Annotated in this window: 20 protein-coding genes, 2 tRNA genes and 1 pseudogene; 17 read left to right on the plus strand and 6 right to left on the minus strand. The window is 33.6% G+C overall.

Features of this window, described 5'->3' with window-relative positions; all coding sequences use genetic code 11:
• Positions 1–115 precede the first annotated feature (115 nt).
• Positions 116–269 (plus strand): annotated as a pseudogene (locus OPS21_RS03595) (IS481 family transposase); the annotation flags it as partial.
• A 256-nt stretch (positions 270–525) separates the two neighbouring features.
• Here OPS21_RS03595 and glmS read toward each other — a convergent pair.
• The 3 genes from glmS to OPS21_RS03610 all read right to left on the minus strand — a co-directional run bounded on the left by glmS (position 526) and on the right by OPS21_RS03610 (position 2,969).
• On the minus strand, positions 526–2,337 hold the full coding sequence (glmS, locus tag OPS21_RS03600; RefSeq protein ID WP_264336763.1) for a glutamine--fructose-6-phosphate transaminase (isomerizing): 1,812 nt from the start codon (positions 2,335–2,337) through the stop codon (positions 526–528).
• 8 nt (positions 2,338–2,345) lie between these two features.
• Complete coding sequence (yajC, locus tag OPS21_RS03605; protein ID WP_264336764.1) at positions 2,346–2,762, minus strand: preprotein translocase subunit YajC; 417 nt, start codon at positions 2,760–2,762, stop codon at positions 2,346–2,348.
• Positions 2,763–2,892: 130 nt separating this feature from the next.
• A tRNA-Asp gene (locus tag OPS21_RS03610) sits at positions 2,893–2,969 on the minus strand.
• 181 nt (positions 2,970–3,150) lie between these two features.
• Here OPS21_RS03610 and rpsB point away from each other — a divergent pair.
• The 5 genes from rpsB (at position 3,151) to OPS21_RS03635 (ending at position 7,310) form a co-directional block, all read left to right on the plus strand.
• On the plus strand, positions 3,151–3,966 hold the full coding sequence (gene rpsB / locus OPS21_RS03615) for a 30S ribosomal protein S2 (RefSeq protein WP_026092703.1): 816 nt from the start codon (positions 3,151–3,153) through the stop codon (positions 3,964–3,966).
• Positions 3,963–4,808, plus strand: a complete 846-nt coding sequence (tsf, locus tag OPS21_RS03620) for a translation elongation factor Ts (protein ID WP_264336765.1) — start codon at positions 3,963–3,965, stop codon at positions 4,806–4,808. Before rpsB ends, tsf begins: the two co-directional genes overlap by 4 nt.
• The gene (gene pyrH / locus OPS21_RS03625) at positions 4,792–5,535 is read left to right on the plus strand and encodes a UMP kinase (RefSeq protein WP_264336766.1); all 744 of its coding nucleotides are present in this window, start codon (positions 4,792–4,794) and stop codon (positions 5,533–5,535) included. The genes tsf and pyrH overlap by 17 nt, the downstream gene beginning before the upstream one ends.
• Before the next feature lie 7 nt (positions 5,536–5,542).
• Positions 5,543–6,100: a ribosome recycling factor gene (gene frr / locus OPS21_RS03630; RefSeq protein WP_015588404.1), complete on the plus strand. Its 558-nt coding sequence runs from the start codon at positions 5,543–5,545 to the stop codon at positions 6,098–6,100.
• 193 nt (positions 6,101–6,293) lie between these two features.
• Positions 6,294–7,310, plus strand: a complete 1,017-nt coding sequence (locus OPS21_RS03635; RefSeq protein ID WP_264336767.1) for a substrate-binding domain-containing protein — start codon at positions 6,294–6,296, stop codon at positions 7,308–7,310.
• A gap of 102 nt (positions 7,311–7,412) precedes the next feature.
• Here the strand turns inward: OPS21_RS03635 and OPS21_RS03640 are convergent, their stop codons facing one another.
• Complete coding sequence (locus OPS21_RS03640; RefSeq protein ID WP_264336768.1) at positions 7,413–8,708, minus strand: hypothetical protein; 1,296 nt, start codon at positions 8,706–8,708, stop codon at positions 7,413–7,415.
• Positions 8,709–8,832: 124 nt separating this feature from the next.
• Between OPS21_RS03640 and OPS21_RS03645 the strand changes: the two genes are divergently transcribed.
• Positions 8,833–10,290, plus strand: a complete 1,458-nt coding sequence (locus OPS21_RS03645) for a TrkH family potassium uptake protein (RefSeq protein ID WP_265027729.1) — start codon at positions 8,833–8,835, stop codon at positions 10,288–10,290.
• Positions 10,291–10,361: 71 nt separating this feature from the next.
• Positions 10,362–10,919, plus strand: a complete 558-nt coding sequence (gene dcd / locus OPS21_RS03650) for a dCTP deaminase (RefSeq protein WP_006012513.1) — start codon at positions 10,362–10,364, stop codon at positions 10,917–10,919.
• Positions 10,920–11,232: 313 nt separating this feature from the next.
• Here dcd and OPS21_RS03655 read toward each other — a convergent pair whose 3' ends face one another.
• Positions 11,233–12,474, minus strand: a complete 1,242-nt coding sequence (locus tag OPS21_RS03655) for a metallophosphoesterase family protein (protein WP_264336770.1) — start codon at positions 12,472–12,474, stop codon at positions 11,233–11,235.
• 190 nt (positions 12,475–12,664) lie between these two features.
• Here OPS21_RS03655 and OPS21_RS03660 point away from each other — a divergent pair.
• The 8 genes from OPS21_RS03660 to OPS21_RS03695 all read left to right on the plus strand — a co-directional run bounded on the left by OPS21_RS03660 (position 12,665) and on the right by OPS21_RS03695 (position 20,873).
• A tRNA-Leu gene (locus OPS21_RS03660) sits at positions 12,665–12,752 on the plus strand.
• A 20-nt stretch (positions 12,753–12,772) separates the two neighbouring features.
• On the plus strand, positions 12,773–13,858 hold the full coding sequence (locus tag OPS21_RS03665; RefSeq protein ID WP_265027730.1) for a GTP cyclohydrolase II: 1,086 nt from the start codon (positions 12,773–12,775) through the stop codon (positions 13,856–13,858).
• Positions 13,859–13,930: 72 nt separating this feature from the next.
• Positions 13,931–14,611 carry a VirB8 family type IV secretion system protein gene (locus tag OPS21_RS03670; RefSeq protein ID WP_007302609.1) on the plus strand — a complete coding sequence of 227 codons (681 nt, stop codon included), beginning with the start codon at positions 13,931–13,933 and terminating at the stop codon, positions 14,609–14,611.
• A complete protein-coding gene (gene virB9 / locus OPS21_RS03675) occupies positions 14,598–15,389 on the plus strand; it encodes a P-type conjugative transfer protein VirB9 (protein WP_019236950.1) in 792 nt (263 codons plus the stop codon). Before OPS21_RS03670 ends, virB9 begins: the two co-directional genes overlap by 14 nt.
• Positions 15,390–15,405: 16 nt before the next feature.
• Positions 15,406–16,917, plus strand: coding sequence for a TraB/TrbI/VirB10 family type IV secretion system protein (locus OPS21_RS03680; RefSeq protein WP_265027731.1), 1,512 nt, complete (start codon positions 15,406–15,408; stop codon positions 16,915–16,917).
• A gap of 1 nt (position 16,918) precedes the next feature.
• Positions 16,919–17,911: a P-type DNA transfer ATPase VirB11 gene (gene virB11 / locus OPS21_RS03685; protein ID WP_007302612.1), complete on the plus strand. Its 993-nt coding sequence runs from the start codon at positions 16,919–16,921 to the stop codon at positions 17,909–17,911.
• A gap of 30 nt (positions 17,912–17,941) precedes the next feature.
• Positions 17,942–19,960, plus strand: coding sequence for a type IV secretory system conjugative DNA transfer family protein (locus OPS21_RS03690; protein WP_265022799.1), 2,019 nt, complete (start codon positions 17,942–17,944; stop codon positions 19,958–19,960).
• 100 nt (positions 19,961–20,060) lie between these two features.
• A complete protein-coding gene (locus tag OPS21_RS03695) occupies positions 20,061–20,873 on the plus strand; it encodes a P44/Msp2 family outer membrane protein (protein WP_264336773.1) in 813 nt (270 codons plus the stop codon).
• Positions 20,874–21,051: 178 nt separating this feature from the next.
• Here OPS21_RS03695 and topA read toward each other — a convergent pair whose 3' ends face one another.
• Positions 21,052–23,502, minus strand: coding sequence for a type I DNA topoisomerase (gene topA / locus OPS21_RS03700; protein WP_264336774.1), 2,451 nt, complete (start codon positions 23,500–23,502; stop codon positions 21,052–21,054).
• A 732-nt stretch (positions 23,503–24,234) separates the two neighbouring features.
• On the opposite strand from topA, the gene OPS21_RS03705 reads away from it, so the two are divergent.
• A complete protein-coding gene (locus OPS21_RS03705; RefSeq protein ID WP_264337127.1) occupies positions 24,235–25,575 on the plus strand; it encodes an ankyrin repeat domain-containing protein in 1,341 nt (446 codons plus the stop codon).
• The last annotated feature ends 236 nt before the right edge of the window (positions 25,576–25,811 follow it).

The following is a 25,811-nucleotide window of genomic DNA, read 5'->3' on the forward strand; positions in this document are numbered from 1 at the left end:
TAGTATAAATTGCCATATTTACTTTGTGCTATGGTTTGAGATAGAATAACAACTTGCTTCAAATATGGAAAGGCAGTACAACTCTATAATCAAGTTACTGAACTCTCATTTACTCCTCTTTTTTTGTAAAACAATCTACAATTCATTAGAAGATCTTCAGATAGACGTTGATCATTGGTTGCGTTTTTACAGTGAGACAAGACCTCATTCTAGTAAATATTGTTATGACGATGTAGACTTTCCTGAATAGAAAACATATTGCTTTTTAGAAAAATATTAGTAGCATTACATAAGAGACTGATATTAGTTTTCAATTTTTCTGTTAGTTAATTCTTGCTTGCTAGGTTAAGTTGTCTCTGGTAACCATAATGGCAAATCTTGTTAATCTGAGGCGTGGATTTTAGCCTCTCTCATCCTTACATTAGTTACATATTCTTTCGCAGAGGGCTAATGAATTTATTAGTAAAATTCAGTAATTTATAACTGACAATTAGAGCTGTTAATTAGCAACTCACTTTAAATAAGTTACTCAACTGTGACAGATTTAGCTAAATTTCTCGGACAATCTACATCTAACCCTTTTTTTTCTGCAATAGAATAAGCAAGAAATTGCATAGCAACACTGTAGATAATTGGAGAAACAAAATTGTCAACTTCTGGAAGTTGCACCACATCTATGCAAATTCCTTTTAAGAGCGATGCTCCTTGCTTATCACTAAAGGCAATTACTTTACCTTTTCTTGCAATAATCTCTTGTATATTGGATAGCGTTTTAAAGAATAAATTATCGTAAGGAATAATTGCGATAACAAGTACAGTAGAGTCTATCAAAGCGATAGAACCGTGCTTCATTTCTCCCGCTGCAATACCAATTGTGTTGATATATGAAAGCTCTTTTATCTTCAATGCACCTTCCATTGCAACTCCATATGAGCTTCCTCTCCCAATTATAATTATATTATTGTGCTCTAATATACTGCCTGATATATGTTGTATTTCCATCACATTCAAAACATGCTCAACATGTTCGGGAATAGAATTAATAGCACCGCTTAGTTCCTTTATCCTCTCTCTACCCAGTATACCTTTTATTTTTCCAAGCTCTACAGCAAAGCATGCTAAAATTGCAAGCTGCGTAGAAAAGGTTTTTGTCGAAGCAACACCAATCTCAGGTCCAGCAAGAGTATGCAATACAATATCTGAGGCTTTTTCTATGCTGCTATTAAATGTATTAATTATGCTAATGATCATTTGTTTCTGCAATCTCGCATAACGTAGTGCTTCCATAGTATCTGCAGTTTCACCAGATTGAGAAATGAATAAGCCAATACTACCTTCTTCGAGCTTGACGCTGCTATACCTAAATTCTGACGAGATTTCTAGATATACCCGAATTTGAGCAATACTTTCCAGCCAATACTTTGCTATTAGTCCAGCAAAATAGGATGAACCGCATCCAATTATAGTAATGTAACCTAGTTCAGAAAATAATTCTTTGTTGATTTCTTTACATTGTTTATAAAATTGATTTATTGTTTTGTTTAATGCATACGGTTGCTCAAAAATTTCTTTTAGCATAAAGCTAGGGTAACCATTTTTACTAATTAGAAAATTTCTTGGACTGCTATTTTCTGTTCTGCGTTTAACTTGTATACCATTATTATATATACTGAATTCGTTAGATTTTATTACTGCAATATCATTATCTTCTAAATGCAATATTTTTTCTACAAATGAACTCAAAGTATTAGTATCAGAAGCAGCAAATACTTTATTATAGTTATATCCTATTGCCAAAGGTAAATTTCTTTTCGCAACGAACAAAGCATCTGGATATTCTGCAAATAATAAAGCCAAAGCAAGTGAACCTTGTAAATTGTTTAGACACTGTAATATAGAATCAACTGGTGACAATCCTTCATTAAGATATGAAGTTAATATGTTTGGTATCACTTCTGTATCAGTATCGGTGTGGAAAGATACTCCCTTTTCCTCCAGATCCTTTTTTAATATATTGTAATTTTCAATTATGCCATTATGAGCAACAACAACATTATTTATATAAATGGGATGAGCATTTTTAAGATCTGGAGCTCCATGTGTAGCCCAACGAGTATGTGCTATACCAATTTTGCTACTAGATATCTTGCTCTCATGGACAACTTCACACAATCTTTCAACTTTACCTTCTGATTTTTTGACTTCTATCTTACCTCTATTATTTATAATTGCTATACCTGAAGAGTCATACCCTCTGTATTCCAATTTTTGCAACGCGGTTAGTAAAGTTGGTATTACTGAATCACCACTACTTACTATACCTAATATTCCACACACTTCTTAAATTATGAAGCATTTTTGTCTTTTTTACTTTCCTCTTCTAGTTTATTTTTCTTGCCATTCTTTTCAACTTTGCTTTTTTCAATAGATTTAGCTACTGGCTTTTGAATTTCTTTATTTAAGATTTCAGATATAGCAGACTTTAGGATTTTTATTTCAATTTTTGGTGCTATTTCTAGTATTAGTTGTGCATTTACTTCGTCAACTTTGTTTACTTCACCTATTATTCCACTAGAAGTAATAACCGTATCACCACGTTTTATTTGATCTATCATCCTTCTATGTTCTTTTAGTTTTTTGTGATTGGGGCGAATAATGAGAAAATAAAATACTACAAATATTAAAATGAGTGGAATAAAGCTAGCAACAGATGCTGATACATTGTTAGTCGCATCTGCCGCAAAAACCTCAGAAATGAACATATTTAATCCCAATTATTAACGATAAAGTTAAATAGATTAAGCAGCAATTACAATATCATGTCAAGTCTCTGAAAGAAATTAATTCAAATTAATAAGAAACTTAAGGAATTTTAAGGTGTTTCTGCTGTAATGGCGGGAGTGATGAGACTTGAACTCACGACCTCATGCGTGACAGGCATGCGCTCTAACCAACTGAGCTACACCCCCCATTGCTTTTTAACGTTTGCAATCTTAAAGCTAATCAACGTGTTGCTACTTGTCAATATTTTTTGTTTGCGCTTTTTTGTCTTTTTTATTACTATGTAAATAACTTAATTTCACACATGGCTTATGCAAGTAGTCCCGTTAGGGTTATGCCATGGAGGATAAACTATTTGGAGGAGTAAATATGACAAATTTGCCTAAAGTCACTATACGTGATTTAGCTGAATCTGGTGTGCATTTTGGCCATAAAGTTAGTCGCTGGAATGCGAAAATGGCCCCATATATATATGGTGTACATCAACAGAATCGTATACACATAATAGACTTACGAAAAACATTACCATTGTTAGAGGCGGCGATGAAAGCTTTATACGATGTTGCATCTCAAGATGGTCGCATTTTATTTGTTGGTACGAAATTTCAAGCTTTAGATATTGTTGCAAGTGAAGCGGTTCGTTGTGGTCAATATTATGTAAATGATCGATGGCTTGGTGGTATGCTTACTAATTGGAACACTGTTTCTTCTTCGATAAAAACTTTGATACAATATGAGAAAATATTAAATGATGAAGATAGTATCTTAACAAAAAAAGAATTAGGAAATATTGAAAAGAAAAGAAAAAAGCTTGATAAAGAATTGGGTGGCATTAGAGAAATGGGAGCAGTTCCTGATATTTTATTCATTATTGATACTAACAAAGAGCATATAGCGGTTAAAGAGGCTAAAAAATTAGGTATTCCTGTAGTTGGAGTACTTGATACCAATTCTGACCCAGATGATATTGCCTATCCTATACCAGGAAATGATGATTCAAGAAAATCAATAGAGCTCTACTGTAAATTAGCTGCTGATTCTATATTAGCTGGAATAGAGTCTAGTTTGACAAGGTCTAGAGTTAAGGATGATGAGCTTATTCAAGAAAAAGAAGGGGGTATTGTGCAAACTAAAAAGAAGCGTATGAAGGATGAAACAGAAAGGGAGGTAATAGTAAGTAAATGAAGATGGATTCAAGTAGTATAAGGGAATTACGCGATAGAACAGGGCTTGGCTTAAGCGATTGTAAGAAAGCGTTAGAAGAGTGTGATGGTGATATTAAGAAAGCCGTTGATAGGTTACGTACAATAGGATTTGCTAAAGCTGACAAAAAGTCTGATAGAGTAGCTTCAGATGGGCTTATTGCTATGTGCTTGGCTAAAAATTATGGTGTATTGGTTAAAGTTAATTGTGAAACTGATTTTGTTGCTAGAAATGAGAAGTTCATAGCATTAGTTTCAAATTTAGCATCAATTGCTTGTCAAGAACGTTGTACTAGTCTTGATGAGTTAAAAAATGCCAAATATGAAGATGTTGGTACAGTGCAGGAAGCTATTATGAGTGGTATATCGGTTCTTGGTGAGAAGTTAGAGTTAAGCAATCTTTGCTACCTAGAGACTGAGGATGGGATTATTGCTGGCTATGTACATGGTGATATGCATGGCTTAGGTAAGATTGGTGCTTTAGTAGCATTGCAATCATCTGGTGATAAACAAGAGATTGGAAAGCAAATAGCTATGCATGTAGTTGCTATGAAACCTGAAGCTTTATCTATAGATGATTTAGATCAAGAAAAATTAAACAATGAGCGTTCTATAATTGAGGAGCAAGTAAAGAGCTTAAATAAACCTGAAGAGGTAGCGAAAAAAATAGTAGATGGACGAATGGCTAAATACTATGAAGAAGTTGTTCTGCTAGAGCAGAAGTTTATAAAAGATGATAAAATGAAGATTGCTGATTTTATAGAATCAAGTGCTGTTAAATTAGCTAATTATAAGTTACTTACTTTGGATGATGCAAATAAGTAACAAAACTTCAGAAGTAAAATACCCCAGAGTGTTATTCAAAATCTCTGGGGAGGCTTTGATGGGATCAAAGCTATTTGGCCATGATATGGAAGTGATAGATAAACTATCCAAAGACATAGTTGAAGTTTGTAATCTCGGAGTTCAAGTTTGTATTGTTGTTGGTGGTGGGAATATTTTTCGTGGTGCATCAGCATCTTTAAGTGGCTGTGAAAGAGCAAGCAGTGATTATATTGGAATGCTTGGCACTGTCATTAATGCTTTAATTTTGCAGAATTTTTTAGAAAAAAGCTCTATAGTTTCTAGGGTATTATCTGCTATACCTATGACTACCATATGTGAGCCTTATATAAGAAGGAAGGCTATTCATCATTTAGAAAAAGGTAGAGTTGTCATTTTTGCAGCAGGTACAGGTAACCCATTTTTTACCACAGATACAGCTGCAGCTCTACGTGCTGTTGAAATGAATTGTGATGTTATTCTAAAAGGTACGCAAGTAAGAGGTGTATATTCTGCTGATCCAAAAAAAAATGAGGATGCTGTGATGTATGATAGGCTTTCTTATACAGATTTGCTAACTCGTGATTTAAAAGTTATGGATGCATCAGCAATTTCACTTGCTCGTGAGAATTCTATCCCGATTATAGTTTTTTCTTTAAAAAGAGAAAAAATGGTCGATATTATTAAGGGTCAAGGTACTTATACTATAGTCTCAGATTATAAACATTAGGTAATTTATGTTAAACGAAATAAAAGCTAAAACAAAAGAAAGAATGCTAAAAACTATTCAGTCTTTTCATGATGATATGAAAGGTGTACGTACTGGTAGAGCTAACTCATCATTACTTGATGGTATAGTTGTAAATATCTATGGTGGACATCAAAAACTGAACCAAGTTGCAGGCGTTTCAGCTATAGATAACAAAACTCTATCAGTTAAAGTTTGGGATGCTACTGTTATCGGTGAAGTAAAAAATGCGATAATCAATGCTAACCTGAATTTAAATCCTGTTGTTGAAGGAAATACTATACGTATAGTTCTTCCAGACTTAACGCAAGAAACTCGTGAAAAATTAGTGAAATTATTGCATCAATTTTCTGAAAATGCACGAGTTGCAATTAGAAATATACGCAGAGATGTTATGGAAGAAATAGAGGAAATGAAGAAAAATAAGGAAATCTCAGAAGATGATTTTCATGTTGCCAAAAAGGAAATACAAAACATTACTGATGATAATGTAAAAAAAGTCGATGATGACTTATCTATTAAAGAAAAGGATATATTGCATCATTAAGTTAATATGAAAGAATTTTTCAGTATTGAAAAACATAAGAGGATTCGATATAGATACAGTTGTATGAATGCTGTGATTCAGATCTCATCATTACGCACACATTTGATCGTTATACCTTTTGAAATCTAGAAAAAAAGCTTTTCAGTTTGATTTTTTATTACGATAATTAAGTTTACACTCTTGAGCGAAAACGATGCTGAAACGCTTTTTCCTTATTTTTGCATTTGTATTACTCGTGCCACTTTCAGATGCTGATGCCAGAAAATATATCAGAATTGTTGGATCTTCAACTGTTTTTCCTTTTATCTCATTTGTATCTGAGGAATTCAGTCGTATATTTCCCTTTAAAACTCCAGTTGTAGAATCGATAGGAAGTGGATCAGGGTTCAAAATGTTTTGTTCAGGAATAGGGGAAGGCACACCAGATATCACTACTTCATCTCGCCCTATGAAGGAAGTAGAGAGAGAATTATGTAAAAGAAATAAAGTGAATGAAGTAATAGAGATCATAATTGGCTATGATGGAATTGTTATTGCAAATTCAAATCAAAGCCATAGATTTGATTTTACAAAAAATGACCTGTTTGAAACTTTATCTTCATATTCTGAAGACAATGATAGATTAGTAAAGAATAACAAGAAATTTTGGTCTGATGTAAATCAAGCTCTACCAAAAACAGAAATTAAAATCTATGGCCCACATCAAAATACAGGTACACATGAAACTTTGATTAATTTTATTATGCTTGATCAATATTCATGTATGAACTCAAGGATTTTCAAAGAGAATTATCAAGACCAAGAAAAAAGAAAGAAAGCATGTAGTAATATCAGAGATGATGGAAGATATATAGAAGTTGGAATTAATGAAAACATAATAATACAAAAATTGAAGAGCAATAAAAATGCTTTAGGAATATTTAGCTTCAGCTTTTTAGCGAAAAACCAAGATGAGATTCAAGGAAGCACAATCGCAGGAATTGAGCCAACTTATAAAAATATATCATCGGGGGAGTATATGTTAGCAAGGCCTTTATATCTTTATATAAAGAAAGAACACTTAGATACTGTTGATGGATTAAGGGAATTCATTAGAGAAGTTATAGACTCTATTAGTACTGAAGGTGGATATTTATCTAGGCTTGGCTTAATTCCACTTTCAAGCGAAAATATAAAAAAAGTCTTGGAAAAGGTTCGTGATATAATATGATGACTTTGATATTTTTTTATTCTGGATACTAGGTTAAAAATAGAACGTTTAAATTTCTTGTTTTTATTGTTATCATACTTAGATTTCCTAAGAACTTATTTACTACAAAATACAACAAGTTCTATTTATTTGAGAAAGTTGTGCGTCTTGTAGAACAGATTTTGTTGTAGGTTTCTCTGTAGCTATTTCAAGGTTTTCTTCTATGCTTTTTTGTTCTGTGTAATCTTTAACTTCTTGAATGAAATCTTCAAGCCACTTCTCACTACCTATCTTAGCATGTCGTTGTTGCTCACCTTTAAGAAGTTTTATTACAGCTGCATCTTGATTTTCAGGAGCTCTTTGATTTTTAAGCCACGAGTCACGAATATCAGGAGAAGCGTTTTTCAAATGAGCTTCAAAGGTTGCTTTTTTGTCTTTTGTACTTTCTTCTTGTTGATCTTGATGGAATTTAAGCCAGAAATCGCAAATATCAGGAGAAGCTTTATCCCAAAGAAGTTTAGTAATTTCTTTTATATTGCTCAGATCTTCTTGTTTCAATCTTTTACCATCACCGGTACGTAGTTTTTTAAGACCAACGTACAGAGGGTAAAGTAAAAGGGTAGTTTTGCTCGGTGAATGTATAGGTCTATTTAAAATCATTTCTAGATTTGTATCACAATCTTCTAATACTGCTTTAACTTTTTCAATTTCCAAAGAATTTATTGCTTCACATAATTTGTAATGAAGGGTACCTATTCTCTGAAAATTTTCCACTTTTTGCATATCTATATCACGAATATCATTTTCCCGATGAGATTCTTCATAAGTTCGTTTGGTGGCTTTTTTAGTGCACTTTCTATTATCACTCTCAATTTCTGGAATAATTTTTTTTAAATCAAAATTTGAACTATAATTAGCTGATTTGATTGCACTATCACTCAAGAAGACACGAGTGTCTTCATTAGCTTCCTGCCAAAGTGCCTTAACGATATCTTTTTCTCGTTGTAAAATAGCAAAATCTAAGATAGTATAATTACCATCGAACTTACTCCTTAAAACCTCTTGTGTATAATCTATACCCTCCTCAGAATTAATTTTTTCGAGTATGCTCAGGACCTCTCGAAGATTGCTATTCACAATTGCAAGACGTAATGAATTTTGAGTTTCTTTACGCTTATTCCATAAAGCATTAGTGTATTCATTAGCTTTCTGCTGAAGTGTCTGAATGATTTCTTCATTTCCTATGGATTTAGCAACATCAAAGATTGTACGACCACTCGGGAATTGGCTTCTGAAAACCTTTTGTATATTACTGTAAGAATTAATATTGAATATATTCTGGACCTCTTGAAGATTGTTATTCAAAATTGCAAAATATAATGATTCTTGAGTTTTAATAAGGCCACAATCTAATACCATACCCTACCTCTATCTCTTATGGCAAATTTAGCGCTATAATTATACGTATTTATAATCAAGTCAAGAGAAAAAATTAGCAAAGTAGTTGAATTTTTAATAACATATAGCTTTCACTGTACTATCTATGGAAAATTTGCAAATTTTACGTTCAATTGTATTTATTGTGGGAATTTTCCTATTGTTGTTTGGCGTAGCAATGCTTATTCCTGCTATTACTAATAATTATCTAGGTTACGAATGGAAAAATTTTCTGGTTGGATTTATAGTTACCTGCACATTTAGTGCGACTTTTATTCTACTGGGTAAACTAAATAGGGTACATGGAATGCCGGCAATTTTTGCGATTACCAGTTGTACCTGGATTGCATTATCTCTATTTGCAGCTATTCCATTTTATCTTGATAGTTTAAGCTACATTGATGCACTGTTTGAAGCAGTATCTGGGATTACAACCACAGGAGCAACTGTTCTAAGTTACATCGAGCAACAATCTCCGGGGATACTACTGTGGAGAGCAATGCTGCACGGTATAGGTGGTTTTGGAGTAATTACAGTAGGAATTGCAATTTTTCCCATATTTAAGGTTTTGAGCTTAAATAATTTACTCTATTCTGAGTACTCAGATGCTCTTAAAAGAAAGTTACCACATACGCGAAGCGTAGTAATACATATTGCAGAAATATATTACTGCCTAATTTTATTGTGCATATTTTCCTACTATCTAGCTGGCATGCCATTATTTGACGCAGTATGTCACGGAATGTCCGCTGTATCAACTGGTGGATTTGCTAACTATAACGATTCTATAGGCTACTACAATAACCCTATATTGGAGGTCATAACAATTATCTTTATGATTTTAGGCTCTTTACCTTTTCTGAGCTATTTAAAAATTATAAGACGATTAGACGTTTGTTATGATGAACAGGTCTCTTACTTTATTAAGATAGTTGTTATCTCATCTTTGCTTGCTTGTTTTTGGTTATATAAAAATTTTGACTTAGGAGTATTTTTATCATTTAGGTACAGCACATTCACCATTACCTCCTTTATCACATCAACTGGCTATATAATGTGCAACTACTTGAATTGGAGCTTTATTTCAGTCTTAGCTTTCTTTTTAGCCTTTATTGGTGGATGTGGTGGTTCTGCTAGTGGTGGAATCAAAATCTTCCGTTTAGTCATTTTTCTAAAATCTATAAGGAATTACTTTAGCTCTTTATTAAATCCAAGTGAAAGCGATAGAGTAAAACTCAATGGTAAAATACTGGAAAATGATGAAGTTCAATCCGTCTTTACGTTTTTTGCGATTTACATGTTAACGTTCACTATATCATCAATAGTGATGTCTTACTTGAGCAATGCGGACTTTATAACTAGCATCAGCTCTGTTTCTGCAATGCTTACAAATTCTGGCCCAGGATTTAGTAACCTAATAGGTCCTTCAGGTAATTATTCCTCCTTTAGTGGTGGAGTAAAGCTATTTCTATCGTTTTTGATGCTGCTTGGCAGGCTTGAAATATTGCCAATTTATTTTTATATAGGTAGTTTATACTGGAAACTTTGCCATTCCAGAGTGTAACGCTAATTCAGGTTTACATTTAAATTCTATTACATATTATTATAAGTATTACAAAACTTTAAAGGACAATTATGGCAGTTATGCCAGATAAATGGATAAGGGAAAAGGCTGAAAACTCTAGAATGATAGAGCCTTTTGTGAATCATAAAAGCAGTAAGGGTGTTGTATCTTTCGGATTATCATCTTATGGCTATGATGCAAGAGTTAGTAATAAGTTTAAGATTTTTACTAATGTTAATTCAGCTATTGTAGACCCCAAGAATTTTTCTGAGAATAGTTTCATAGATAAGGAAACAGATGTATGTATAATCCCACCAAATAGTTTTGTACTTGCCAGCACGGTGGAATATTTTCGTATACCAAGGAATGTACTGGTAATTTGTGTTGGTAAATCAACTTATGCAAGATGTGGTATTATAGTAAACGTCACACCTTTAGAGCCTGGATGGGAAGGTCACGTCACACTTGAATTCTCTAACACTACTCCACTTCCTGCAAAAATTTACGCTAATGAAGGAGCATGCCAGTTTGTATTTTTAAGCGGCGAAAGTGAGTGTGAGAAGTCATATGATGATATGAAAGGAAAATATATGAATCAACATGGTATCACTTTGCCGCTGGTGAAATAATCTGTAATTGCGGTAAATTTTTGATCATTGGCAGCCACTTCTCCACACTGCTTCCATACATATTCTCAACTTCTCCTCGCTTTTACTGTGTATTCCTTTTGTGCTCTTTAAAACGGTAACTTCTCTATATTTATTGTCATTAGGCTAAGTTACCGCTTTTTTCCATTTTTATACTTCCTGCTCTTGATTAATTTGACCTGCTAACATTTTGTTTACAGGGCCTGCTATTAACTCTGCACAATTTATTCTCATGGTAAAAACTTCTTCTCTACTTTTTTTCGGTAAGGTCAGTAATCGATAACAACAAATAGTCCTAATTTAAATTTGTTTTGAGTTTAAAGTCTTTCGTTAGGTTTGCAGAATACATTTCCTTATTATCTTGGTTATAGAAAGTAAATTTGTGATCATCTAAACTTAATATTGCAAAGCCAAAGCCGAAAAAGTTTCTAACTTCGTGTGCTAAGTAATTTCTACTATTTGGATAGTTAAATTCTACATTTTGATAAACAGGTTCTTGATCTTGAGCGTGTAATAATGCACCGCCGTTTCCAACTATAATCTGATCTGGAACATCATCCATTAATAAAATCTGGGCTATATGAATGTGGCCAGAAACTATGGTAGTAACATTGTTTGGAAATTTATCTCCAAAAGCTTCAATTTGTGTAAGATTACCATGGCTTTTTAATGTCAAAAATTCTTTTTTTGGAGATCTCCAAAGCGGTTTATGAGTCAAAAACCACGTGGGCTTATCTTGTATCAATTTATCAAATTGTCTCTCAAAAGCATCAACTGTGCTTTGGGTTGTAAAAATTTCCTCACCGGATGAAGAGTCGAAGATAAAAAACTTCATCGGCCCAGTATCTAAGAACCAACTGGAAATAAGATCTTCACATTTTTGAGGGAAAAAGGGGTATGAATCTAAATATCTGAACCATCCTTCATAAGCTCTATTACAACTCTCATGATTTCCACGAACAAAAAGAAAAGGAGATTGTGTTAAAATATCTTTTGCAGGTTCAAACCAATCAGCGTACCAAGCTTCTTTGCTATATCCATAAATATCGCCGCACTTTTTTGTGTTTCTACATTTTGTTTGTCTATAATGATAATCACCAACATGGATAATTAAATCTGGTTTATGAAAAGCGATTGAATCTAAATTTTTTTTCAAAGGCCAGTTATCTACAGAATTACATTCTTGCTGAAATAACATATTTATTCTACATCCTGTATCGCCAATGAAGGCAATTTTGCTGATCTTTTCCGCTAATACGGGAACTTTTATATTGTCAATACTAATGTTTTGAGCATTTGTTTCTACTATCAGTTCACAAACTGTTTCGGTATTGTTAATTGAGCTGCGACTTAGCATTTCTACTGCCTTATTATCGACGTAAGCAATTGGACACATGTGATTGTCTATAATCGCACGTATGCTTAATTTATTTTCTGGAATGATTTGAGACCATGTGTACAATATTTGTGCATGAGTGGGGTAAAAGCTAATTGTAAGAGATAGAATTAAAAAAATGAAGATATTAGCTATTTTCATTTGTATAAAGACCTAAATTAAGAATTAGTAGTAAGATTATCTTAAATGATTAAAGTTTGTAACCATAAAATTCATAGTTAAATTATACAGGCATTTCCTAAATTATCCTAGTATCACATTGACACTTTAGATGAAAAATCCTAAAATGATTAAGTAATTTAAAGTAATTATATAGAAACTAGAATAAAGTGCGGTCGTGGTGGAATTGGTAGACACGCAGCGTTGAGGTCGCTGTGGCTCACAAAGCCTTGGAAGTTCAAGTCTTCTCGACCGCACCAAGTTGTTTGGTGTAGGTGAAATGTTTATAGGAAATCAAAGTAGAAATAAAGTAGAAAGGGCCATCAGTGAAGTCAGGCGTGGTCTTCCAATTTTAATATATGATGATGAAAATAACTATCTATTGCTTGCTGCTGCTGAAACTTTAGAAAAAAATTTATTTAGTCAATATAAGCTTATATCAGGTAATGTGTATGTTACTTTGACTGCAAGTAAGGTAAAATACATATGTCAGAGTAAAGAACATAGTAGCAAACGTCTGTTGATAAGCAATTTTGATGAACTGCTCCATTTAATAAACTGTTCAAAGGAAGATTGGATAAAAGAGTTGCAATGCTCAAAGACAATAGATGCGTATGCTGTTGCCTTGCTTAAGTTCTCAGAATTATTGCCATACGCGTTAGTGGCTGATATGACTTTTGAGAATAAACATGAAATGCGAAATTGGTGTGAAGAAAATGGCATTATTGCACTAAATACGTTACTTGTGAATGATTTTCAACAAAATCATAGTGTGTATGAAGTGTGCAAAACATCATTATTTTTAAAACAGACTCAAGAAGTAGATATCATATCTTATAGAACCAAAAGTGGCGGAAGAGAACATTATGCAATTATCATTGGCAATCCAGATAAAGATAATGAGCCATTAGTGAGAATTCATTCTGCATGCTATACAGGAGACTTATTAGACAGCTTATCATGTGATTGCAGAAGCCAGTTACATCAAGCGATTCAAATAATGACCGACTTTGGGAATGGCATTATATTATACTTGATGCAAGATGGGAGAGGCATTGGTTTAACTAATAAGTTAAGAGCATACAGTATGCAAAGAAAATATAATCTTGATACTGTTGATGCAAATAGAGTATTGGGTTTTGAAGATGATGAAAGGAGCTTTGCTGTTGCAGCTAAAATACTTAAGAAATTGAACATTAACAAAATACAATTACTTACAAACAATGGTAGAAAGTTATCAGAGTTGAAAAATAACGGTATAGAAGTTACAAAGTGTGTACCACTTATTATGGAACGCAATGAATATAATGATTCATATATGGAAACAAAATTTGGCAAGTTAGGCCATGGATTAAGGGTTTATTAGCTTTTTTGTTATAACTACTTTGTTAGCTTGCTATGTTAATTAATATAAGTTAAGATTTTTAAGAATATTGAGATGCTGAAATTTTTAAAACAAGAAAAAAGTAATGAGTCATTGGATAAGGATATAAATTGGAATTCAAGTCGCTATAGCACAGTTGTTGCTCAGAGAAATACTTTACTTTTATTTACATTAATATTACTAGTTGCAATTTCTATAAGCATATTAGCTATATTTAAAATTAGCACAAGTAGCACTATTGAGCCATTCGTTATAGAAATTGATAAAAAGTCAGGCATAGTGCAATTGGTTGATCCTGTTACAGTAAAACAATATTCTGCAAATGAAACGCTGAACGATTATTTTATTTCAGAGTATATAAAAGCAAGGGAGGTTTTTGACCCATATAATTATAATTATAATTATTATACAAAAGTAAGGTTGTTTTCTTCGCCTAGTGTATATAGTGAATTTAGCAATTATATAAAATCGCAGAATATGAATGACCTTTTTAATTTATATTCAGATGCTAAAGGTGAGTTGAAAATTCGTTCAATTCAAAAATTAGGTAATGATGCTCTTCAAGTGAGATTTTCTATAGAATTTACACGAAAAGATGGAAATTCCTCAAGGAAAAATAAGATAGTTGTGATGTCGTATAAATATGCATCGCTTGAAATGAATGATCAGCAAAGATATATTAACCCGTTAGGGTTTCAAGTTATTTCATATAGAGTAGATGATGAATATGTGTAGGATATTGTTAGTTTTAGCTTTACTAATAAGTGGCAACTTAAATGCATCTATTAATAATAAACCTATTTCTGTAGATAGTAGAATAAAGACTTTTGTATATAGCCCTAATGAGGTGTTTACAGTAATTTTTAGTCAAGGTTACTATTCTTATATTGAGTTTGCAGAAGGGGAAAAAGTCAAAAATATTGCTGTTGGTGATGCATCAAGTTGGAAAATTAATCCTTATGATAATAAACTGCTTGTCATGCCATTTGAAGTCAGTAGTCGCACTAACATGATTATTACGACAACTAAAAAGAGAAATTACATTTTTGATCTAATTTCAAGACCAAATTACGATAAATACCCAGATACTGATGCTAAAAAAGTGGATCATGATTATTCCGTTGAAAAGGATATATCTTACGTAATACGTTTTTATTATCCTCAAGAAGAAGATGAATTTGATGTTGATTTAGATGAGGTTTCTTTACCTACTCAAATGCAATACATTACAGAAAAGCCAGAAAAAATAATACAAGAAAATAATACGAGGTACAACTATACATATATTGATGAAGGTGGTAACGTAGATATAGTTCCAATTGAGTTATTCGATGATGGTTATTTAACCTATTTAAAGTTTAGAAATAGTAATAAAATTCCTCAGATTTTTATAGAAGGCGAATCCTGTAAAAGGCTGTTATTTGATGATTATGTTGTAATAAAAGGAGTACATAAAAAGCTATTAATGCGTTATGAAGGTAGTGAAGTTGAAGTTATAAATAGGTCACTTTAGTTGTGGTACATATAATATGAGTAAAGAAAGGCATAATAGTGTAGAAGATGAATCAGAGATAGAAAGCAAGGTAGTAACAGTTGGCTCTAATCAAGGTTATAAGGCATTGATGATAGTTATGGTAGCGCTCTTAGTTGGTGGAGTGTACTATCTTTATTTTAGTCCTTCTAATAAAGAGGGTCCAGAGATTGTTAAAAAAGAGGAAACAAAGCAAAACATTCAAGAATTGAAAGGAAAGTTAGAACAAGTTCCAGATAATGTAGTAGTTTCCGAGAGGATAGCAACTGATCTCTTGCCACCCTTACCTCCTCTTCCTATTCCACAAGTCATACCAGAAGTAAAACAAATCAAAAAAGAGGAAGTGACAAAAAAAGAAGAGCAACTAAAAGAAATTCCCTTGTCAAATATACCTGTTTTACCAAAGCAAAATTTTCCTTCTGGTAATGTTATTAGCAATTTGCCTACTTCATTTCCTACAATAGGGGGTGGCGGTTATCCTAGAGACAGACGTAGTGCACAAATGTTAGCAATTTCAGGTAGTAGTGGGGAAGGTAAAGCTACAGATGCTGTTTTATCCAATACCTCAGCACAATCGAGCAAAGCTACCAAAGCTGGAAAGCTTGGTTTAATGATTATTCAAGGTAAAGTTATTGACGCTATTCTTGAAACTGCAATAAGTTCTGACTTACAAGGAATGCTCCGTGCTGTTGTTAGTAGAGACGTTTATGCAGAAACTGGTGATACAATTTTAATACCAAAAGGTTCAAGGTTAATAGGTGGTTATTCATTTGACTCAAACGTTGCAAAAGCCCGCGTGAACATAAATTGGAATAGGATCATTCTTCCTCATGGTATAGATGTTGCTATTGCATCATCTGGTACCGATGAGCTTGGAAGGACAGGGATAGCTGGAATAGTTGATAATAAAATAGCAAGTGCATTATTCTCTTCAGTGGCACTTGCTGGTGTTTCGATTGGTTCAGCTGTTGTAGGACAAAAAGCCTCTAATCTTATCGATGCGCTAACTGCCATGGATGCAGTGAAGTCTATTACTGCAACTGAAATAGATATTTCTTCTCTCAAAGGGGCTATTGTTGAGAGATTGGAGAATTCTATAAAAACTGAAGTTGGGAAGGTAGGAGACGAAAAATGGAAATTGGGTATTAGGGCTATTGAAAAAATTCGAAATGCTAAAAGTGATCAGGATTTGCTGAGAATAATAAAGGAAGAAATAGTAAGTGTGATAAAAAGTTCTGGAGCTAGTGGAGTTGATACAATTACTAGTGACAATATCGGTATAACTTTAGACGATGTACGTCAACTGTTGAGGCAAACTCAGAAAAGAAGCAAATCTGTTTATGATGAAGCAATTGGGAAGTCAATCAATGATTTTTCCAAAGACATGCGAGATATAGTTGATAGGAGTGTAGATAAAAAACCAACTATTTATGTTAATCAAGGAACTGCATTGAAAGTATTTGTTAACCAAGATATAGTATTTCCTCCACAGTCAATATTAAATAACTGAAATGAACTATGCTGCACTTGATACATACTTGGAGCCATTACAAGGGATATTTCAAGAGGAAGGTGTAAATGAAATATCAATAAATAAACCGAAGGAAGTATGGATTGAAAATCGCGGTGAAATAAGATGCGAAAAGTTAGAAATATTTGATCTTAATCATTTAAAATCTCTTAGCAGGTTGATTGCTCAAGCTACAGAACAAAAACTGAGCGAAGAGACACCGCTGCTTTCAGCTACATTACCAAATGGTTATCGTATACAGATAGTATTTCCTCCAGCATGTGAGCCTGATAAAGTAGTCATTTCAATTCGTAAACCTTCTTCTATGCAATTGGCATTGGATGATTATGAAAAAATGGGGGCTTTTTCTGAAACTGTTATAGGAGTGACCGATAATCCAGTAGATCGTCACCTAGATTTGCTACTGAAACAAAAAAAAATAAAAGAGTTTTTAGAATATGCTGTAATAAGTAAGAAAAATATCATAATTAGTGGTGGAACTTCCACTGGTAAAACCACTTTTACTAATGCTACTTTGCGTGCTATTCCATCTGAAGAAAGAATTATTACTGTTGAAGATGCAAGAGAGATAGTTTTGAATGATCATCCGAATAGAGTACATCTTATTGCTTCTAAAGGAGGTCAGGGTAGGGCAAAAGTGACCACTCAAGATTTGATAGAGGCATGTTTACGTTTAAGACCAGATAGAATAATAGTTGGTGAGCTGCGTGGAGCAGAAGCTTTTAGTTTTCTTAGAGCAATAAACACTGGCCACCCAGGGTCAATATCAACTCTTCATGCGGATAGTCCGGCAATGGCTCTTGAGCAAATAAAACTTATGGTTATGCAAGCAAATCTTGGAATTCCCCCAGATCAGATCATACCATACATTAGAAATGTAATTGACATTGTTATTCAACTCAAAAGGACCAGTGGTGGAAAAAGAAGCATTTCTGAAATATTATTTACTAGATCTTCAAATGAAAATACTTAAATTTATACGTAAGTTAAGAAAAAGTAGTTTATGAGTAATGGAAATCACCTACGCAATATTCTCATAGGAGGTGTAGTATCTTTTAGCATATTTGAATTTTGCTTCTATTTGTCTGGTATATTATTCTACCTGTTTGTTGACGGTCCAGATGGTGTAGATTTTAGAGCAATTAATCCTAGCTTGACACCTTTTCCTCAAGCTCTCTGGCCGACAATTTTTGATCATATACAATATTGTTGGCATCATCCAGAGCTATATAGCTTTGAGCTCAAAATTAAATTAGTTGTATCTTCTGTACTGCCTCAAATTGTTTTGATGATTATTTTGTGGAATGTGAGAGAAAGACTAATTGAGTGGCGGCCATTTAAAAAGAAAGAATCACTTCATGGAGATTCACAGTGGGCATCAGAGAAAGACATACGAAAAGCGGGATTAAGAAGCAAAAAAGGTCTATTGCTTGGTAAAGATAAGAGAGGATATTTTATTGCTGATGGGTTTCAGCATGCATTGCTCTTTGCACCTACAGGCTCTGGTAAAGGTGTTGGTTTTGTAATTCCTAATTTGTTATTTTGGAATGATTCGGTAATTGTGCATGATATAAAATTAGAAAACTATGAAATAACAAGTGGTTGGCGAGAGCGACAAGGACAAAAAGTATATGTATGGAACCCAGCGCAGCCAGATGGGGTAAGCCATTGTTATAATCCACTGGAATGGATTAGTGAAAAACCTGGACAGATGGTTGACGATGTGCAAAAAATAGCTAACCTAATCATGCCTGAACAAGATTTTTGGCAAAACGAAGCAAGAAGCTTATTTGTTGGGGTGGTACTATATTTACTTGCTGCACCAGAGAAAGTTAAATCTTTTGGTGAGGTTGTGCGTACGATGCGTAGCGATGACGTAGTTTACAATCTTGCTGTAGTTTTGGACACAATGGGTAAAATAATACATCCGGTAGCGTATATGAACATTGCAGCTTTTTTGCAAAAGGCTGACAAAGAAAGATCAGGTGTTGTGTCAACTATGAACTCGTCGCTTGAATTGTGGGCAAACCCATTGATCGATACTGCAACTGCATCAAGTGATTTTAATATTTTGGATTTTAAAAAGAAGAAAACTACAGTTTATGTTGGTTTAACTCCTGATAACTTAACTAGGCTCAGGCCTTTAATGCAGGTTTTTTACCAACAGGCAACTGAGTTTTTATGTAGAAAATTGCCATCGGATGACGAGCCTTACGGCGTATTATTTTTAATGGATGAGTTTCCAACACTTGGAAAAATGGAGCAATTTCAAACGGGCATCGCATACTTTCGTGGCTATCGAGTAAGGTTATTTTTAATTGTTCAAGATACTGAACAGCTTAAAGGAATATATGAAGAAGCAGGAATGAACTCCTTTTTATCAAACTCAACCTATAGAATAACTTTTGCAGCCAATAATATTGAAACGGCTAATTTGATATCTCAGCTTATAGGAAACAAAACTGTACAACAAGAATCATTAAACAAACCTAAATTTTTAGACTTGAATCCTGCATCAAGATCATTGCATATCTCTGAAACACAGAGAGCATTGCTCTTACCTCAAGAAATTATTATGCTGCCACGTGATGATCAGATAATTTTGATAGAATCGACTTATCCAATTAAGTCAAAGAAAATTTTGTACTATAGTGATAGCACATTCACAAGAAGGCTGATTAAACCAACACGTGTGCCTACACAAGAGCCATATGATCCAAACAAGGTCTTTTCTGCTGCTAACAAAGATAAGATTAGTAATGAAGAAGAGAGTAATGCTATTGAAGCTGCTGATTATCCTGTTGAAGCTAAAACTGAAGATGCAATATACGATGAGCCAGAGATTGAAGATGGATTTGAAGACGAGGATATTGATGATAAGTTTGAAGGTGGTGATGGGTTTGATGATGAGGAAGACGATGATGGGTTTGATGATGAAGACAGTAAGGATGAATTTGACGATGATGATGAATTTGAAGATGAGGACAAACTAGACGGCAATAAAATCGAGGATAGAGGTTAATTTTACCTATTTTTTAGCTTAGAAAATAATTAGTTTTTTCATATTAAATCATTTTTAATTAATTAGTACTAGATTAGCTATTTTAACTAGAGGAATAGTCATGATGAGTAAAAAAACATTAGCAGTTACAGCACTTGCTTTATTGTTGTCACAACAATCTTTTGCAAGTGAAACAGAAGGATTTTACTTTGGTGGTGGATATTACGGTCAATATTTGAACTTGGGTAAGTTGAAAGCAAAAATTGGAGGCAAAGATGCTAAAGATGATAACCGTGTATCTATAAATGACATAGACGCTCAGAGAACAGAAGGCCAGTTAATAAGTAAGTATAAAGGAGATTATAACCCACCTTTTGCTGCAAATGTAGCACTTGGTTACACAGGAGAACTAGGCAATAATAGCTATAGAGCTGAATTAGAAGGAATGTATTCTTCTGTGAAAGTGGATAATGTTGGTTTAACAAGCAGCCGGATGACAATATCGTACACAGAAGGTGGCAATCGATATGGATCAATTATTAACCATGACAAAATTGAGAACATATCTGTAATGGCAAATGTTTATCATTATTGGAAAAGTGATAGTTTCTCTTTTTCTCCCTACGTCGGTATTGGAATTGGTGCAACAAAAATGACGATGTTTGAAAAATCATCAATAAGACCTGCAGGTCAATTAAAGGCTGGCTTTGATTATCATATAAATGAAGATGTAAATATGCATATCGGATATAGAGGTTTTGGTGTTATTGGTAGCAGTGAATACAAACCAGAAACTTTAAAGTTTGATGATAAAGCAAAAAAAATGGCTCAACAAACAGGTAATGATAAAATGACTACTATCATACAGAACAGCTTTTTTCACACACATGGTATAGAAGCTGGACTCACTTTTCATTTTGCAAGCAAAGCTTAACTCTGATAGAGACTATTTTCCTGGTAGCACGTCTGCGTCACACGACTGTAGCTGCTAACCAGATGACAACTTTCTCGTTATCTGAATATTTTCTTTCTTGTAATTCAGGCTCTTTTTTTCTCAGTTCCAGCGTGTAGCGCTGGAACAACAATAAAAAGCATATGGTTATGCAAGAAGTCTACTTTTTATTCTTAATTAACTCTAAAGCCTTCTTCAGATCTATACTTTCAATATCTGCATTCTTGCCCAACGCAACGTTTGTTTTACCGCATTTTATATAGAATCCGTACCTACCGTTGCAGATAAAAACTTCTTTTCCCTTTTCATTAAAACCAAGAGATTTTAGCTCTTTGCGTGGGCTGCTCTCAATAATTTGTATAGCTTCGTTTAATTGTGTGTCTAATACCTCCTTAGAGCTTTTTTTAAGAGAAAAGTATCGACCATCATAGAGAATATAGTACCCAAATCGTCCAAGACCTATTTTTACTTCTTTTCCAGTTTCAGGGTGCTCTCCGATTATTTTCGGTAGGGAAAGTAATCGAGTGGCGGTATTTAGATCAATATCATTAACATTTATATCTTTTGGTACAGAAATCTTTTTTTTCTTTTCTGACTCACTATTAAACTCCAGATAAAGTCCAAAAGGACCTTTTTTGATCATTACCTCTTGGCCTGTCACATCATCTATACCCAAACTTTTTGGATATTCTGAATTGTCATTACTGCCCGTAATTTCTTTTGTATGGTTGCATTCAGGATAGTTAGAACATCCAAGAAACACACCGGCTTTTCCAAAATTTAATTTCAATATACCACCAGAGCAATTAGGACATTTTTTACCTATTTCTTCCTTTCCTTCCTCTGAGCAAAACCAATTGACTACCAAATCATGAATACCACTAAAAATCTCATCATGTGTCATTTGCTTAACAGAATTTACATGATTAAAAAATGGCACCCAAAAATAGCCTAGTTCTTTTTTCCAATCTGCATGTCCATTTGAGATTGAATCAAGCCTTTCTTCCATTTGTGCTGTAAAGTCATACTCTACACAACGCTGAAAAAAAGTTTCTAAAAATATAGTAACGATTTTACCGCGGCTGCTTGGAATAAATCTTTTGTTATCCAATGAAACATACTCACGATCTTGTAATACTGAAATAATTGTTGCATAAGTTGACGGGCGACCTATACCGATTTCTTCCATTTTTTTAACGATACTTGCTTCACTATAACGAGGTGGCGGTTGAGTGAAATGCTGTTTTGGCTCAACTGAAATCAGCTTACATGCTTCCCCTTCCTTCATGGCAGGTAGCAGGCCTTCATTTTCGGCTTCCATGTTATCTTGATAGACTTTATAAAAACCATCAAAGAATATACTTGATCCACTTGCCCGCAGAATCACTTTCTGGTCAATAGAACTAATTTCAACTACCACTTGATCAAGAATCGCCGATTCCATTTGACTTGCAATGGTTCTTTTCCAGATTAAATCGTACAATTTAAATTGCTCTGGCGTTAAGTAATCCTTAATACTACCCGGCGTTCTATTAATATCAGTTGGCCGGATTGCTTCATGTGCTTCTTGAGCATTTTTGACCTTTTTTACATATTTACGAGGAGACTGCGGTAAATATTTATCACCATATAACGACTTAATTGACCCTCTAATTGAGTTTATAGCCTCATCTGCAATATGAAACCCATCTGTACGCATGTAAGTTATCAACCCTACGATTTCACCACCAATATTGATACCTTCATATAAATTTTGCGCTACTCGCATAACATTTTTCACATTAAAATACAGTTTATTCACTGCATCTTGCTGAAGACTTGAGGTGATAAATGGAGGAAGCGGGTTTCTCTTAACTTGCTTGCGTTCTACTGTGCTTACAGCATACTGCCTTGACTCGATCTCCCTGACTAAGTTCTTTGCCTCTTCTTCATTTTTAATATCAAATTTTTCTAGCTTCTTATTGTCATAGTGACTCAGCATAGCAAAAAAAGCCTCATCTTTGCTATTTTGCATTTCTGCCTTTATGCTCCAATACTCCTGTGTTATAAACTTACTGATTTCATCCTCTCGTTCGCATATAAGCTTTAATGCAACAGACTGCACTCGCCCTGCAGATTTGCTTCCCGACAATTTTGTCCACAGCAGCGGTGACAAGCTAAATCCAACTAGATAATCCAAAGCTCTGCGTGCTTGCTGTGCACGCACTAAGTCCATATTAATTTCACGTGGATTTTTTATAGCTTCTTGCACTGCTCTTTTTGTTATTTCGTTAAAGACTACTCTATGAATGTTGCTTTCATCATTGATTGCTTTTCTTTCCTTTAGTGCCTCTATCACATTCCAAGCTATTGCTTCCCCTTCTCTGTCTGGATCTGTTGCAAGGTATATATCTGATGTTTTACTAGCTTCCTTGACTAACTCTTTTACATACTTTTCTGCTTTTTCAATAATCTCATACTTCATGGCAAAGTCATTATCAGGATCAACAGAACCATTCTTCGCTGGCAGATCTCTGACGTGGCCAAAGGATGCAGCCACTTTAAATTCTTTACTCAAATATTTACCTATCGTCTTTGCCTTTGCCGGCGACTCAACTATCAATAATGCCATAATTATTAGTACTTAAAGGTAATATGTTGAAATATATAGAATAAAAAGTAAAAAAATATTTTAATGGTCTTCTCAGTTTTTTAAGTGAATTGTTTTAATGTTAGCAAAAAACCTAATGAAAGAGCCTACTTTACAAATTTCCCCAACTTCCTTACCATAAGGATAACGCTATACTATTTATCTTCGTCTGTGGAGATTAAACGACAAAAGCATAACGCAGTTGTCGTCTTATTTTTAATTTTTTGCACTATGTGCATCTTATTTCTTTACAAAACTTCCAGTTTTTTAACCATATAAGCTGAAACGGGCTGTTTAAGACAGGCCAATTTTCAGGATTAGAGCTAGCTAATAGGGGGTTTCTTTTGTCTTTTTTCTACTTGGTAAATTTCTTGATATTTGTAGCTAAAGTAATTTAAGAGAGGTGTCATCCCAGTGCTCCGACACTGGGATCCATTTTTCCATCATCAGAAACGTTGATTACTTTTATACTCGTAAATTTAACTGGATCCCAGTGTCGGAGCACTGGGATGGCACTATCGTAAGTTAAGACAGTGTTAACTACTTGGATGACAAGAAAGGAATGGCACTTTAATCCATATATTAACGAAATTGTAGACTTTAATATATCGGAATTTAGTAACTTAAATAAATTATGATACATCTCTTGCAGATTCATTCAAACTTAATTAAGTGGGAGTATTGTTAATGCGAAAAGGGTTTAATTAAAATGGTATGGCGTGTGAGGAAGACATACATCAATTGGTAGAAAGTGGATTTGATATTAACTCAAAAGATGTAAGCGGAGTCACTCTCTTGCATAAGTTTACAAAAGAAGGCGATTTAGTTGGAGTAAAATCATTATTAGAGCACGAAGCTGACTTTAATGTTGTGGACAACGAAAATAGAAATCCACTGCATTATGCTATTATGCATGGACACAAAAAAATTGCTAAACTTCTTGTTAATCAACTGACAATTAATTCTAGAGATAAAAATGGATTTACTCCACTTCACCTTGCTACACTACAAGATGACACAGAATTAATGGATTTTTTAATAGCAAAAGGCGCAAAAATTAATGAAAAAGATGCTGAGGAAGGCTATACTCCTCTTCACATAGCTTCATTATACGGTTCTAAAAAGAGCGTCCAGATTTTAATTGATAGCGGAGCAAATCTTGAATGTGAAGATAACAACTTTCGTACTCCTTTATTTTTGACCATTTATCAATGTACTACACATTATGAAAGTAGAGCAGAGATTATAGAATATCTGATAAAGAAAGGTGCAAACATAGAAGCAAAAGATGCAGAAAATAATACTACGCTTTTTCTAGCAGCATATAACAACAAAATGCAACTGGTAAAGCTTATTGTAAAGCAAGCAAAAGCTAGGTTAAAAGAGTTTATTTGCACAAAAAACAAACATGGTTTTGATGCACTGGATTGCGCTATTGAGAATAATAATAGGAAGATGGTAACATTTCTTGTTTCAAAGGGAATAGAAGCAGATGACCAAGATTGTAACGGTAACACCAGGTTACATAAAGCTAGCTATAATGGTGATACTAAAGCAGTTAAGTTCTTATTGGAGCTTAAGGTAAACGTTAATGCCGTCACTAGATGCAACAGAACTCCTCTGCTACTTGCAGCTAAAAAAGGCCATGTAGAAATTGTAAGAATGTTGTTAGCAGTAAAAGCCAATATGAATATTTGTGATCAACAAGGTTTTACACCTCTGCATCTTACTATTCAAAAGGATTATTTTGATATAGCTCAGCTATTAATAGAAAAAGGGGCAATTAAGTGTAGTAAAGATTATACCGCAATAGATATGTTTATTGACAAGGCTCATAGCAAAAAAAATATTGAAGAAAATTACAAAAAATTCTGTAGATTTTTGATGCTTTACTTGAAAGAGCTGCATAGTAAACACAAAGCCTTTTGTGTACTTTCAATCTTAGCTCTAAGCTTAACAATTATAGGTTTACCATTTATTTTTAAGCCTGTTATTAAATATAGAGAAAGAAGTAAAATATATAAAAAAATTAGGGCTATGCTGATCTACATTTAAGTACAACAGGAGAACTAAGCTAATATATGACAATTATCTGCTCGATAAAAATGAAATTAAATGTATTCGTTTAGCAGAGTGGCAAAATAAAATAGACAAAACCATAAAAATAAATGGTGTCATGCACTGAACATTTGCTGTGCAGTTTACCTTCAAAAATGAATGTTCGTACAGTTGCGCAATAGGTCCATTCTAGAATAAAAAACTTTACTTTTTTGAAATTTTTATTACACTAA

This window comes from Wolbachia endosymbiont (group B) of Chorthippus parallelus (genome assembly GCF_947251815.1).
Lineage (GTDB): Bacteria > Pseudomonadota > Alphaproteobacteria > Rickettsiales > Anaplasmataceae > Wolbachia.